Below are 14243 nucleotides of genomic sequence, written 5' to 3'. Positions count from 1 at the left end.
TCCTCCACAGTGGACATCCGATCGCTTCGCCGGCTCACAGCAGTTGCTCGGCCGAGCACCACCAGCTGGTACGACCGCCGACGGTGCCCCGGGACATCGGGGCGCTGTCACGGGGACACCGGGCACCGGGACGTCGGAACGGGATGATGCTGAGGGTGTGCACACCGCCGTCGGCCAGGGCGTCGGTGACGGCGTCCCGGGTGGCACGGACGATCTTGCCGATCTGGCGGGGCGTGAGCTCGTCGACGGGCCGGGCGGGGTGGACGCGGGCCCGCCAGAGGATCTCGTCGGCGAGCAGGTTGCCGATGCCGGCGACGGCGTGCTGGTCGAGAAGCCTGGCCTTGACGGGCGCGGTCCCGGCGCTGAGCACGGCCCGGAACGCGGCGGGGCTGATGGTGGCGGCGTCGGGGCCGAGCCGGTCGACGGGCGGATCGAGGGTGATCCGGCCGAGTCGCCGGGGATCGACCAGCATCAGCCGGCCGCCGTCGTCGAAGGTGAGGGAGAACCGCGACCAGCGGTAGTCGCCGGGCACGCGCCGGCCCTCCCAGTAGTCACCGCCGTCGATCTCCCCGCCGTCGCGATCGGCGATGACGATCTTCCCGGACATGCCGAGGTGGATGCCGAGCACGGGGCCGTCGCCGTCGTCGGCGGAGGTGTCGCACCACAGCGACTTCCCCCGCCGGTGCGCGGCCACCAGTCGACGTCCGAGCAGCGCGGACCGGATCTCGCCGGGTGCGTGCGGTCGACAGACGTAGGTGTCGGAGTCGTCGACGTCGACGATCAGCCGGCCGAGCGCGGCCCGTTCGATCACCGACCGGGCGGACTCGACCTCGGGAAGCTCAGGCACGGGCACCACCCGGCACGACGACGGCGCGGCCGGTGATCGCGCCGGCGCGGAGGCGGTCGTAGGCGGTGGCCACGTCGGCGAGGTCGAACGGCTGGATCTCGGTGGTGAGGTCCCCTCGCGCGGCCAGCGCCAGCACCTCCCGGAACTCGGCGCGGGTCCCCCAGAACGGCAGGGTGATGCGGACTTCGAACGGAAGCGTCCAGCCGCCGGGGCTCACGGGGAGCGTGCCGCCGCCGAGGCCCACCAGGCTCAGGTGCCCGCCGGTGGCGACGACCCGCCGGGCGATGTCCAGAGTGGCGCTGAGGCCGACGAAGTCGAACACGACGTCCGCCGCCCCGGCATGCTCACGGATCTCGGCTACGGCGGCGTCCGGATCCTCGGTGTCGACGACGGCGTGGGCTCCGAGGCGTTTGGCCAGGGCGAGGGCGTCGGGTGCGATGTCGGCGGCGATGACGGTCGCGGCGGTGGTGGCGCGGAGGATCTGCACGGCGAGGTGGCCGAGCCCGCCGACTCCGAGCACGACGCAGGTACTGCCGGCCTGCAGCGCGCAGCGGTGCATCGCGATCGCGTGGTACGGCGTCAGCCCGGCGTCGGCGATCGGCGCCGCACGCACGACGTCCAAGCCGCCCAACGGCATCAGGCAACGCGCCGGCACGACGACGAACTCGGCCATGCCGCCGTCCCGGGTCAGCCCGATCCCGCCGAACCCGCTGCGGCAGGCGTTCTCCCGCCCGCGCAGGCATTCGGCGCACTGCCCGCACCCGAGAACCCCGTACACGCCGACCGGCTCGTGCACGGCGAAGCCCGTGACGCCGGGACCGAGCGCCTCGACCCAGCCGGCGATCTCGTGCCCCAGGGTGAGCGGGACGTGCCGCGGCGCCGTGGCGTCGATCATGTGCAGGTCGGAGTGGCAGGCGCCGGCCGCGCCGACCCGCACCAGCACCTCGCCGGGACCGGGCTCGGGCACCGGCACGTCCTGCAGCGCGGTGGCGCCGGCAGCCGTGAGTCGAAAGGCCAACATGGGGCCACCCTTACGGTGGATCGCCGTCGATGTCCAGCCAGCGCACCGATGCCCGTACAGAGGTGCCCCCGATGACGGCGACCTGGCCGACCCGGAAGGCTCATGACGGCCGTCGCCTGACGGTTTGTGTCAGGGGGTGGCGGTAGCGTCAGCACCGTGAACGCCGGGGAACGCATCCAGAAGCTCGCCGACCAGGTCGTGGCGCTGCGCGACGCCTACTACCAGGGCTCGCCGCTGGTGGCCGACGCCGAGTACGACGCGATCGAGGACGAGCTGCGGGCCTTGGTCGAGGCGAACCCGGAGCTGGCGCCCGATCCGAACCCGCTGGAGCAGGTCGGCGCCCCGTCGGTGCTGCACGCGCCGATCCGGCACTCACGGCCGATGCTGTCGCTGGAGAAGGCCACCAAGCCCGAGCAGGTGGCGGCGTTCTTCGACCGGTTCCCCGGCCAGCCGATGGCCGTCATGCCCAAATTGGACGGCCTGTCGCTGGCCGTGATCTACGAGGACGGGCGGCTGGTGCGGGCGGTCACCCGCGGCGACGGCACGACCGGCGACGACGTGACGATGCTGGTCCGCGCGCTGGTCGACGGCGTGCCCGAGCGCATCGACGCCCCGGGCCGGGTCGAGGTGCGCGGCGAGGCGGTGATGCTGCGCTCCACCTTCGCCGCCTACAACGCCGCGCACCCGGACAAGCCGCTGATCAACCCGCGTGGCGCCGCCGCCGGCACGCTCCGGGCCAAGGACCCGGCCACGGTCGCCGAGCGGCGGCTGCAGCTGTTCGCCTTCGACCTGCACACCTCCACCGACGGCGCGTCCGCCGACCTGGAGCAGGCCCTGCAGTCGCTGGGGCTGGCGGCCGCCGACATGCGGGTGTGTGCCGACGCCGAGCAGGCGCAGGCCGTGATCACCGAGATCGAGCGGAGTCGCAACGAGCGCGACTACGACCTGGACGGCGCGGTGCTGCGGCTGGCCGACCGGGACGCCTACGCGGCCGCCGGCACCCGGTCCAACTCGCCGCGCGGGGCGCTGGCGTTCAAGTTCGCCGCCGAGGAGAAGACCACCGTGCTGGCCGACGTCGTGTGGGACGTCGGCAAGACCGGCAAGATCGCCCCGGTGGCCCACCTGGAGCCGGTGTTCGTCGGCGGCACCACCGTGACCCGCGCCACCCTGGCCAACCAGGAAGTCATCAGGGCACGGGGAATCCGCATCGGGGACACGGTTCTCGTGCGCCGAGCCGGCGATGTGATCCCGTTCGTCGCCGGCGTGCTCGACGAGTCGCGGCGCACCGGCGCGGAGCGGGAGATCGTGCCGCCGACCACGTGCCCGTCGTGCGGCGAGCCCCTCACCGAGCAGGGCAACAGTCGCGAACTGTTCTGCACCAACGTTTCCTGCCCCGCCCAGACGGTGCGCCGGCTGGTGCACTGGGCCTCCCGCGCCGCCGCCGACATCGAGGCCGTCGGTCCCGTGTGGATCGAGCGCCTGGCCGAGTCCGGCGACCTGGAGAACCCGTCGGACTTCTACGCCCTGACCAAGGAGCGGCTGTTGGAGTTCGAGCGCATCGGCGACACCTCCGCGACCCGCATGATCGAATCCATCGCCGCCAGCCGCGCGGTGGGCCTGCGGCGGGCCCTGATCGGCCTGGCCATCCCGATGGCCTCCGAGGGCACCGCCACCCGCCTGTGCCGGGCCGGATTCGGCTCCCTGGAAGAGGTCGCCGAGGCCGGCGAGGAACGGCTGGTGGCCGTCGAGGACATCGGTCCCCGCGTCGCCGCCTCGCTCGTCGCGCACCTCACCCGCCTGCGCCCCGAACTCCAGCGCCTTCGCGACCGCGGCGTTTCTCTGGACGTACGCGAGGAGGACCTGCCGCCCGTCGTCGCCGCCGGCGCGCCCCTGGCCGGCAAGACCGTCGTCGTCACCGGCGCGATCAGCGATCCCCGTTCCGGCGAGAAGGTGAACCGCCCGGCCTTCCAGCGCCTGTGCGAGAAGGCCGGCGCGACCATCGCCTCCTCCGTCTCGGCCAACACCGACGTGCTCATCACCGGCGCCGAGGTCGGCGCCAGCAAGCTGACCAAGGCCGAGAAGCTCGGCGTCGAGATCACCGACCAGGGCGAGATCTGGCGTCAGCTCATCGAGGCCGGCATCGCATGACGGCGTGACGGCGAGATCCCCCGCGCATGCTCCCCGAGCGTGCTGGAGGCGGCCGTCAGCGCCATGCGGCGGCCGACCGGGACACCACCTGCGCGCCTACCAAGCTCCTGCGCAGCCGGCTGCATGCGGACGGCAAACCAGTTCGCCTAGGCGCCGCCGCCGATTCGGCACTGGTCCCGAATTTCCGGTGATGTGCATTGTTGCCCCACCGATGGCGCTGGAAGTGGAATTCCAATCAGCGGATGAGCGGACGACTACGCCGGAAGCGGACGGCCCGGACCACGGCGCCTGGCCACCGGGAGAGGGCGTGTTTGCTGCGCTGACGTGTTCGCGCTCGGCCGATGGACGATGAATAGACAATCCGGAACAATGGTCCCAGGGGAGTGGAAAAACAGCCTTGGGGGTGGGTTGTGCCACGTGGCGAGCGTCCCTTGGACGCGGGCGACACGCCGCTGCTGAGATTCGCGGCGGACCTGCGGAAACTGCGTGAAGCGGCCGGAAATCCGGTCTATCGGGAACTGAGTCGGCGCTCGCACTACTCGGCGCCGGCGCTGTCGGAGGCGGCGGGCGGGCGAAAGCTGCCGACGCTGGCGGTGACGCTGGCCTACGTGGCGGCCTGCGACGGCGACACGGAACTGTGGGAGCGCCGCTGGCGTGAGGTGGCGGCGGGCAAGGAGGCGCCGGCGGAGCCGGCAGCGGACGCGGAGGCGCCGTACCTGGGGCTGTCGCCGTTCCGGATCGAGGACGCGGATCGGTTCCACGGCCGGGATGCGCTGCTGGCGGAGCTGCGGGAGCAGGTGGCGTCCCGCCGGTTCGTGGGGGTGTTCGGGGCCTCGGGCTCCGGGAAATCCTCCCTGCTGCACGCGGGGTTGGCGGCCGTGGCGCAAACCGAGGGCGTCGCGGGCACGGGCCCGCAGCCGACCCTGCTGCTGTCGCCGGGCCCGCATCCGCTGGAGGAATGCGCGGTCCAGCTGGCCAAGCTGACCGGCGAATCGGCGGTGGTGCTGAAGACGGAGTTGGAGACCGACCCGGACCACCTGCACCTGCGCATCCGACAGGCCCTCGCATCGCAGCCGGACGACGCGGACCTGCTGCTGGTGGTCGACCAGTTCGAGGAGATCTTCACGCTCTGCGAGGATCACGGGGAGCTGGCGGCGTTCATCCGGGCCCTCGTCGGCGCCGCCACGGCGGAGCCGAGCCGTGTGCGGGTGGTGCTCGGCGTGCGGGCGGACTTCCTCGGCCACTGCGGCGACCACCCGGACCTGCGGGAAGCGCTGCGCGGCGGGCAGGTGCTGGTCGGCCCGATGACCGCGGACGAACTGCGTGAGGCCATCATGAAGCCGGCCGCGGCGGCCGGCTGCTCGGTGGAGACGGCGCTGGTGGTCCGCCTCGTCGCCGACGCCAGCAACCAGCCGGGGGCGTTGCCGCTGGTGTCCCACGCGCTGCGGGAGACCTGGCGCCGTCGCCGGGGAATCGCTGTCACGCTGGCCGCCTACAACTCGACCGGCGGCATCCACCACGCGATCGCCCACACCGCGGAGAGCGTCTACGACCGGTTCGACCAGCAGCAGCGCGATGTCGTGAAGCAGATCCTGCTCCGGCTGACGGCGCTGGGCGAGGCGACGGAGGACACGAAGCGCCGGATCACCATCGACGAACTCGACGACGATCCCACCGTCCGGTCCGTGCTGGACGAACTGGTGCGGGCCCGCCTGGTGACCATGGACCAGGACACGATCGAGATCACACACGAGGCCCTGATCAAGCACTGGCCCCGGCTGCGGTCGTGGCTGGCGGCCGACCGGGACGCCCTGCGCCTGCACCGGCAGGTCGCTGACGACGCGGCGGTGTGGGAGTCGCTGCTGCGCGATCCGGACGCCCTGTACCGGGGAGTCCGGCTGGCTCAGGCGCGTGAGCTCGACGACGCGGCTCTGACGGCACGGGAGCGTGCCTTCCTGGCGGCGAGCCTGGCCGCCGAGTCGGCCCAGCAGGCCGCGGCCCGCCGGCGGAGCCTGTTGCTGCGCATGCTCGTCGTCGTCCTCGCCGGGCTGCTGGTGATCGCCACCATCGCCACCGCGGAGGCGATGAGCGCCAACCGCACGATCGCCGCGCAGCGCGATGTCGTGCTGGCGCAACAGGTTGCCGACGCGGCCGTCGCCCTGCGCACGGACCGGCCGGAGTTGGCGGCGCAGCTCGCGCTGGCGGCGTACCGGATGAGTCCCACCCGCCACAACCGGGACGATCTCCTCAGCGCGGTCGCGATTCCGCTGAAAGGCCACGAGCAGAACGTCGCATCGGTCGCGTTCAGCCCCGACGGCAAGCTGCTCGCCACGGCCAGCTTCGACCACACCGCCCGGCTGTGGGACCTGTCCAACCCGGCCCATCCCAGGTCGCTGCCGGAGATCGCCGGGCACACCGACAGCGTGGACGCCGTCGCGTTCAGCCCGAACGGGAAGCTGCTGGCCACCGGCGGCCGCGACCGCACGATCCGGCTGTGGAGCCTCGACGACCCCGTGCATCCCGCGCAGTTGGCCGTGCTCACGGGTCATCGGGACAACGTCTTCTCGCTGATGTTCTCCCCCGACAGCCGCGTGCTGGCCTCCGGCAGCTACGACCACACCGCCCGGCTGTGGGACGTCGCCACGCGGTCCGAGCTGCGCACCCTCGACGCCCACACGAACAACGTCAAACCCGTGGCGTTCTCCCCCGACGGCCACACCCTGGCCACGGCCAGCGACGACCGCACGATCCGGCTGTGGGACGTCAGCAATCCCGCCGATCCTGGCGCGCCGTCCGTGCTCGGCTCGCATCGCGATCTCGTCGACACCGTGGCGTTCAGCCCCGACGGGCAGCTGCTCGCCTCCGGCAGCGACGACAAAACGGTGCGGCTGTGGGACATCGGCCATCCCGGCCGGTCGACCGACCTGCATGGACACACGGACGTCGTCTCCGCGGTGGCGTTCAGCCGGGACGGCCGGACCCTCGCCTCCGCGAGCTACGACCACACCGTCCGGCTGTGGGACTACAGCGATCCGGCGAAACCGACCGAGTCCGCCGTCCTCACCGGCCACACCAGCTCCATCGAGTCGGCGGCGTTCTCCCCCGACGGCCACACCCTGGCCACCGCCAGCGACGACCACACGGCCCAGCTGTGGGAGACGGACCCCGCCCGCGCCGAGGTCCGTGCCTGCCAGATCGCGCATCCCGTCATCAGCCAGGAGGACTGGAACACCTACCTGCCCGGCGTGGACTACCAGCCGCCGTGTTGACGGACCTTCTCGGCGCGCAGGCGAACCTGCGCGCCGAGATGATCCCTAGGCGTGCACGGCGATGCCGGCGACGCGGAGGTTGCCGGGGATGCCGGGCGGCAGCACCAGACGCAGTTCTGTGGCGGCGACGGGACCGGCCAGCTGGAAGCTGCGGCTGGCGGCGTCGGACACCAGGCGGGCCACCGGCCGCCACGGGTCGCCGGCATTCGACCGGACGTCCAGCCGCACGTCCCGCAGCCACGACTCGGGGTGTGCGGGGTCGTCCCACAGCGAGAGCTTGCTGAAGGTGACGCTCTTCGGGGACACGATCCGCACCCAGCACAGCGGGAACCCCGAGGCGGCGAACTCCACCATGCCGTCGGGCAGCCACGGCACGCCGAGCGGCGTCGGCGTGGCGGACAGCAGCGTGGCGGCGTCCATGGGCTGCTCGTGGTTCGGATCCCAGCCGTGGAAGGAGAACGTGGTGCCGGTCGTGAGCAGGTTGGGCGCGGTGCTGGCGGGTGTAGTGGCGTTGCCGGTGACGGGAACGGCGGACACCGGTGCCGTCGACGGCGCGAGCAGCGTGGACCGCATGTCGGCGGCCGTCGACCGGAGCAGCGTGGTCCACTGGGGCTGGTAGGCGCCGTCGAGCCGGGTGACCTGCCCGAGCCAGGTGCCGACGAGCAGGTCGCCGCCGGGCAGCCAGCGCACGGCGGGGATGCCGACGACGTCCCGGACCAGCAGCGGCGCCAGGTCGGGGCCGAGCACGACCAGGTTGCCCTGCTCGTCGCCGCAGGCGATCCGCCCGTCGGCGGCGACGTCGAGGTTGTGCAGCACGTCGGCGGCGGGGTAGCTCTGGCGCAGCGCCCCGGTCGCGGCGTCGTACTGGTCGAGCAGCGTGTCCCGCAGCACGACGACGGTGCGACTGTCCGGCCCCCACGCCAACTCGTCGACGCGGACCGGCAGCGTCGCCACCGGCGTGCCGTCGGCCGTGCGCAGCAGGAACACCCGGCCGGCGTCGAAGTTGCTGGCCACGGCGACGGTCTTGCCGTCGGGGCTGGGCACGATGACGGTGGCCCGGCCGCCGATGGTGGTGGCCAACAGGCTCAGGTCCTTGCGCCACCGCACTGCCCGCGTGCTCACCTGGTACGCGGTCGCGAAACCCTGGTCGACCACCAGCAGCGTGTCCGCGTCCAGCGCGGCCAGCACGGCTGTGCTGGCCTCCCCCGGCCGGCCGATGCTGGCCGGCGCGGAACTCCAGGTGTCCTGCTTCCACAGCAGCGCACCGTCGCTGCGCCGCCAGACCGCGAGGCCGAGGTTGCCCTGGCTGGCGATCCACGCGCCGTCGGCCGGGGTGGCGAAGGCGGGCGGCCGGCCGTCGGGCATGGTGGTCGCGGTCCGCTCGAACCAGCGCGGCATCGTGCCGTACAGGTCGAACCGGCGTTCCACGGCGCCGTTGGCCGGGTTGACCAGGTGCAGTCCGAAGCCGCTCGGCGAGTCCAGCACCGAGGCGCGGACGGCCACGCCGTGGTCGATCCGTTGCGCGCCATAGCTGAAGTGCTGGCCGACGCGGGCCTGCCAGCGCTGCTGCCCGGTGGCCAGGTCGACGGCGTACAGGTTGCTGTCCCAGTTGGCCGCGGTGAGCACGGCGCCGCCGTCGTCGGTGAGCGCGATGTCCCGCACGTGCGCACCGAGCCGGTCGGCCGCCGCCCGCCAGTCGGTGACGACACCGCTCGACGCCACCGCGGCGCTCCGGGCGGCGGCGATCTGGTCGACCTCGCCGGTCGGGCCGTTGAGCAGGTCCAGCGGCACTCCACCGCCGACGGCGCCGGCATCGGCGACCGCGGCGCGGCCGCTGACCAGTTCCACCGCCTCGACCCGGATCCGGCCCTGCGTGTTGGCCGGCGCGTAGAACGCACCGCTGGCCGGGGTGATGGTGTTCCGCTGCCACAGCACGGTGTTACTCTCGTCCAAGGCGCGGATCCGCACCGGCAGCGGGGTGTCCGGGCCGACCACGGCCACCGACCAGTCGATCTCCGTGCGGCTGTCGCCCCGCACGTTCACCACCGGCACAGCGTCGACCCGAACGCCGGTGATCGGCTTCGGCAGCACCGCGAAGATCGCGGCCGGCCAGTGCCGGAAGTCGGCGGTCACCGTGCGCTGCGCGGACGGCGTCACCTGCTTGCCGGCGAACACGTCGTACACCGCCGAGCCGGCCGGGACGCCGGCCAGCCGCACGGTCGTCGACAGCGGAGCCCGTACGCCGGTGGAGACGTCGGCCCGCCGGAACAGCGCATTGTCCACATCGAACAGTGAGTTGTTCACGGCGATGACGAGCCGGGCGGAGCCCAGCATCCGCTCGCTCACCAGCACCTGCTTGTCGTCCACAGTGGATCGAGCGGCGATTGTGCCCTCCAGCAGCGGGCGCACCGCCGCCCCGCCGGACATCGAGATCCGCTGCCAGCTCTTCGGCGGCCGCGCCGGATCGGGCTTGCCCTCGTCGAGCCGGTTGCGATTCGGGTTGGCGCTCTGGTTCTGCGAATCGTTGTGCGCCTGCTGGAACGAGTAGTCGTCGGACTGGTTGAAGGAATAGCCGAGCGGTTTGCTGCGGACCGCGGCGACCACGTCGGCGGCGCAGGTCCCGTCGTGGAACACCTGCTTGGCCTGCTGCAGCGCGACCTGCACGTCCGCGTCGAACTCCACCAGCTCGTGCACCAGCAGCACCGCGTCGTAGTCGGACAGTGGCCGCACCCCCGGCTTGTCCAGGTCCTCGACGAAGACCAGGCTGGTCGGGATCTGGGCGTACAGCAGGGAAACGTACGCCTCGAAGATCCGGCCCACGTGGTCGGGCAGGTCGTTGAACCAGCCCTCGACGGCGAAGGTCCGGCGGGAGATCAGGATCGCCACCCGGTCGGCGTTGCCGAACCGGCTCACCCACTCGCCGTAGTCGTGCAGCGCGCCGGCCAGCACCCGGTGCATCGACGGCAGGCCGTGGGCCAGGCCGCGCGGATCCGGCAACAGGTCCAGCTGCCGGCTCGCCACCACCGGGCCGGAGTGGCCGCTGGTGTTCGACCCGCGCATCAGCGCCGCGAACGCCTGCCCCAGCAGCTGCTCGCCGGCCCCGCTGTCGTTGCCGCTCTCCTCGTGCAGCGTGCTCTGCTTGCCGGGCCGGGGATAGTAGTCGACGGCGAACGCGGTGTGCAGCCAGAGCGGGAACTGTTCCCACTGCGCCTGCAGGTCCACCTCGTCCACCTCGGTGAACCAGTCCGGCGGGTAGACGAAGCCGGCCCGGAACGGACCCGGCGCCGCGGTGACGAGGTCGGACCGGCCGGCGCCGGCCCTGGCCCCGGCCGCCAGCACCCGCCGCAGCTGGCGCTGCAGGTCCGGGCCGTGGCTGAGCGCGTGCTCCTGCATCGCGGCCAGCAGCGGCCGCCACTTGTGGTCCTTCTTGGTCTGGTCGAGCTGATACGGGTACGGGCCGGTGAAGGGGCCGAACAGCCCGTTGGGCAGCGCGCTCGAGCTGTGCTCGCTCAGCCACCAGTTGGCCGCCCAGTGCCAGCCGCCGAACGCGCGGTAGCCGGACAGCACGGTGTTGGCGCGGAACAGGTCCTGGTACCGGTCGATCGGGTAGCCCTCGAAGTTGGCCGTCCTGGCGTCCTTCTGCCGGACGTCCTTCTGCTCCGGCGCCGGCAGGATGGTGTCGTTGGCCAGCAGCAGGCCGCGCTGCTGCACGCCGAGCGCCCCGAGCCCGCCGACCACGTCCAGCAGCGGCGTCTGCCGCCACAGCTTCATCGAGTCCACGGCGTTCGGGTCACCATCCAGCCGGGCCTGGATCGGGGTGGTCTCCGGCAGCAGGTTCAGCTCGAAGACGTCCATGTTGCCGGACTGCCTGGCCAGCCGGTCGACCTCGATGGTCCAGCCCTGCCGGCGGACCCGCTCCAGGTGCGCGGCCGCCACGTCGGCGGCGTCGCCGTAGTCGACGGCGAAGGTGGAGTTGGTGCCGCCGTACAGGCCCGGGTACACCTCGCCGTAGTCGCCGAACCACACCCGCCGGTAGCCGGAGACCGGCATCCCGGAGCCGATCTCGATCGGTTGCGCGGCAACGGTCTTGCCCGGCGCCTCGGCGGTGAGCAGGTACTTTCCGGGGCGCAGCAGGCTGGTCACGGACGTCGGCACGGTCATGGACGTCTGCGGCGGCGGGGCGGCCGGCACGCTCAGCACGGATCGGGCGACCGTGGTTCCGGTGGCGAGGTCGTCGAGTCGGAGCGTCACGGTGGCCGGGGCCGTCGGCGCGGGCCGCATCGACACGGTGAAGGTGATGGGTTCCCCTGCGGCGTAACGGGTCCGGTTCTGCTGGCCCCTGTACCGCGACGGCAGCGCGTCGAAGCCGAACACCGCGTTGGACACGGTGCTCAGGCTGACCGAGCCGGTGGCGTCGGCGGGCCGGATCTCCACGATGCGCCGGAACCGGTAGTCGGGGGTTTCACCGATCCGCCACGGCCCCCGCGTCGGCGCCAGGGTGAGTTGGTACATGCCGGCGGCGTCGGCCGGAATCGCCAGCGTGTACTGGGAATCCGCGGTCTGCGTCACGGCGACTTCGCGGTGGTCCTGGGCCCCGACCGTGCGCAGCCAGGCCCGCCACCCCGGGGCGGGCAACCGCTGCTGCACGCCGCCGTCGAAGCGGTCCACGGTCAGCGTCACCGGGACGCTGCTGCCGGCCACCATGTGCTGGTCCTGCGGTTGGTCGGTGAACACCGCCTGCACGAGTTCGTACTGCGACCACACGGATCGCACGAACGGCACGGCGGTGCCGGCCGTCGCCGGGTCGGGCAGCGTGAACACGCCGAACATCTCGCGGTCCTGCTGCCGTTGCAGGATCAGCTGGCTGCCCAGCACGCGAAGGTCCTTGTACGGCGCGTCGGTCGGGAAGGCCCCGGTCAGCTGGAGCTGGGTCCGGGCCGCGGCGCCGTTGTCCGTCGGGTAGCGGTACAGCGCGCCCTTCGCCCCGATCACGTACAGGTGGCCGCTCGCCGCCACGTCGAAGCCGCCGGCCTTGTTGTCCGGCCCCGGTTCGATGGCGGCGATCACGTCGTCGGTGCGGTCCCACACCTCGGCGCCGGTCTGGTCGAACCTGGCGATGTGCTTCGTGCCCCCGGGCGCGAGGTCCTTGTACAGCACGTAGAACTCCGGCCCGGCGGCGGTCTCCCGCAGCCGGAAGTCGCGGACCTGCACCGTCGCCGCCCCGAACTGCAGCTTGTACGTCGCCAGGGCGGCCACCTGCTCGGGCGGGCTGCCGACGGCGACGATCGCCGGCACGGGATCCCGCGGAAACCTCGGGTCGCCGGGCCGGCCGAGGCCGTACTGGGCGAGCGCGTAGAACCGGCCGGTGGCCGCGCCGGCGATCACCCGGAACGGGGCGTCGTAGCCGGTGTCGTCGCCGTACCAGGCGCCCGCCCACACGCCGACCGGGTCGTCGGGGTCGAGGTCGGGGCCGATCACCGTGACCTCGCCGCCGAAGTGGGCCTCCGCCCGGGCCATGTAGTGCCGCGAGTTCACCGCGACGGACACCGGGGCCTCGCCGCCCTGCACCCACGCGACGCCGCGCCGGCCGGCGGCGTCCGGGCCGACGCCGAGGACGTAGTTGATGGTGACCTTCGAGTTCGACCGCGAGTCGAGGAGGTAGACCCGGCCGTCCTGGCCGACGTCGAGCCTCGCCGCCGAGCACAGGAAGGCCTGGTCCTCCCGGCTGACAACCTGTTGCAGCGTGAACACTGTTCCTCCTCGCACCCGGCAGAGCGGACAAGTCAACCCAATGCCCGTCACGGGGGCGTCACCGGCGATCAGCCCGATCGGGCACCCGGTGGGACGGTGATTTTTCGGACGATCCCGGTGAAGCTGGAAAGGCAGCGCGGTTGGCGCGCGGCCGAAAATCCGGGGGTAGCACGTGGTGAGACACCTGTGCCTGAGAACGCCGTGACCGCGTTCGTCGACAGCACCCTGGTCCGACTGTCCACTCCGGACGGACTGCGCGACCTGGTGTTCCCGTCCGACGACCCGGCGCACACGCGGATCAGGGCGCTGTTCGCGGAGGTCTATCGACTGCCGGACGCCGCGGTGCACGACGTGTCCGGCGTGACGGTGCAGTCGGTGACCTGCCAGCAGCCGCTGTTCCCGCAGGTGCAGCGGATCGGCAACTGGATGCAGACCATTCCGGCGCACACCAGGACCGACTTCACCGTCGAGGGCAACGACCACAACAGTCCACAGTGGATGGATCTGGACGCGCGGCTGACCGTGGACACGGTGCTGACCGTCGACCCGGGCGAGGTCGAGTCGTGGCGGATCGGCGACATCGGCGAGTTCGCCACGCTGGACGAGTTCCGGGCCAAGTTCTCCTACTTCGACCTGGACGCGTTCCTGACCGAGCATCGGATCAGCACGGTCGAGCAGCTCAGGGACGCCTTCCACTACCTGCGCGGCGAGATCCGGCTGAAGCCGGCGCCGCCGTTCGACCCGGCCGATCCGCGCAACGGCCGTCGCTTCCCGCTCCGGGTGGCCGTGCTGGTCCGGGACATCATCGACATCGCCGCCGCGCTGCGGGACGTGCGACTGGTCGCGTCGGCATGCCAGCGGGAGACCGGCTACCAGGGCGATTCCGACGTCGCCGAGGCGACCGCGGCCTGCGCGCCGCTGCTGGTGTTCCCCGCGTCGGCGGTGCCGGCGACCGGCCTGACCCAGGCGCAGCTGACCGACTTCTTCACCAGGCAGCGCGCCGTCGCGGCGTTCACCACCTGATTTCCCTTTCACCGCAACGTCTTCGAAGGATTCGCCGTGCCCGAGGAAGAACAGACCGACGAACCGGTGGCGGCCGAGACCGCCGCCGAGACCGTCCCAGCACCAGTCACCGAGCCGGAACTGACCCCGCGGCAGCTCGAGGCGCTGCGGGCCAAGTTGCGGCGCAAGTACCACTGACAAGGAG

The 14243-nt window shown here is 72.3% G+C and carries 7 protein-coding genes; 4 read left to right on the top strand and 3 right to left on the bottom strand.

All coding sequences use genetic code 11. The annotated features are described in order from the left end of the window. Positions 1-34 precede the first annotated feature (34 nt). Together BJ998_RS36150 and BJ998_RS36145 are read right to left on the bottom strand one after the other, a co-directional pair. Positions 35-847, bottom strand: coding sequence for an Fpg/Nei family DNA glycosylase (locus tag BJ998_RS36150; protein ID WP_184867780.1), 813 nt, complete (start codon positions 845-847; stop codon positions 35-37). After that, complete coding sequence (locus BJ998_RS36145) at positions 840-1868, bottom strand: NAD(P)-dependent alcohol dehydrogenase (RefSeq protein ID WP_184867779.1); 1029 nt, start codon at positions 1866-1868, stop codon at positions 840-842. Before BJ998_RS36145 ends, BJ998_RS36150 begins: the two co-directional genes overlap by 8 nt. A 156-nt stretch (positions 1869-2024) precedes the next feature. Here BJ998_RS36145 and ligA point away from each other — a divergent pair, with 156 nt between their 5' ends. Both ligA and BJ998_RS36135 read left to right on the top strand, forming a co-directional pair. After that, complete coding sequence (gene ligA, locus BJ998_RS36140) at positions 2025-4016, top strand: NAD-dependent DNA ligase LigA (RefSeq protein WP_184867778.1); 1992 nt, start codon at positions 2025-2027, stop codon at positions 4014-4016. 431 nt (positions 4017-4447) lie between these two features. Beyond that, on the top strand, positions 4448-7285 hold the full coding sequence (locus BJ998_RS36135; protein WP_221338242.1) for a WD40 repeat domain-containing protein: 2838 nt from the start codon (positions 4448-4450) through the stop codon (positions 7283-7285). Between the two features lie 45 nt (positions 7286-7330). Here the strand turns inward: BJ998_RS36135 and BJ998_RS36130 are convergent, their stop codons facing one another. Continuing rightward, positions 7331-13036 carry a WD40 repeat domain-containing protein gene (locus BJ998_RS36130; RefSeq protein ID WP_184867776.1) on the bottom strand — a complete coding sequence of 1902 codons (5706 nt, stop codon included), beginning with the start codon at positions 13034-13036 and terminating at the stop codon, positions 7331-7333. Between the two features lie 186 nt (positions 13037-13222). On the opposite strand from BJ998_RS36130, the gene BJ998_RS36125 reads away from it, so the two are divergent. Together BJ998_RS36125 and BJ998_RS36120 are read left to right on the top strand one after the other, a co-directional pair. After that, positions 13223-14059, top strand: coding sequence for a hypothetical protein (locus tag BJ998_RS36125; RefSeq protein WP_184867775.1), 837 nt, complete (start codon positions 13223-13225; stop codon positions 14057-14059). A gap of 36 nt (positions 14060-14095) precedes the next feature. Next, positions 14096-14236 carry a hypothetical protein gene (locus BJ998_RS36120; RefSeq protein ID WP_184867774.1) on the top strand — a complete coding sequence of 47 codons (141 nt, stop codon included), beginning with the start codon at positions 14096-14098 and terminating at the stop codon, positions 14234-14236. The last annotated feature ends 7 nt before the right edge of the window (positions 14237-14243 follow it).

Source organism: Kutzneria kofuensis (genome assembly GCF_014203355.1).
Classification (GTDB): Bacteria; Actinomycetota; Actinomycetes; order Mycobacteriales; family Pseudonocardiaceae; genus Kutzneria; species Kutzneria kofuensis.
This window is presented reverse-complemented; position numbering and strand designations above follow the sequence as displayed.

What these genes read in the sequence shown, in the direction of transcription:
- BJ998_RS36145 (WP_184867779.1), bottom strand. Translation starts at nt 1,868, where the DNA reads ATGTTGGCCTTTCGACTCACGGCTGCCGGCGCCACCGCGCTGCAGGAC.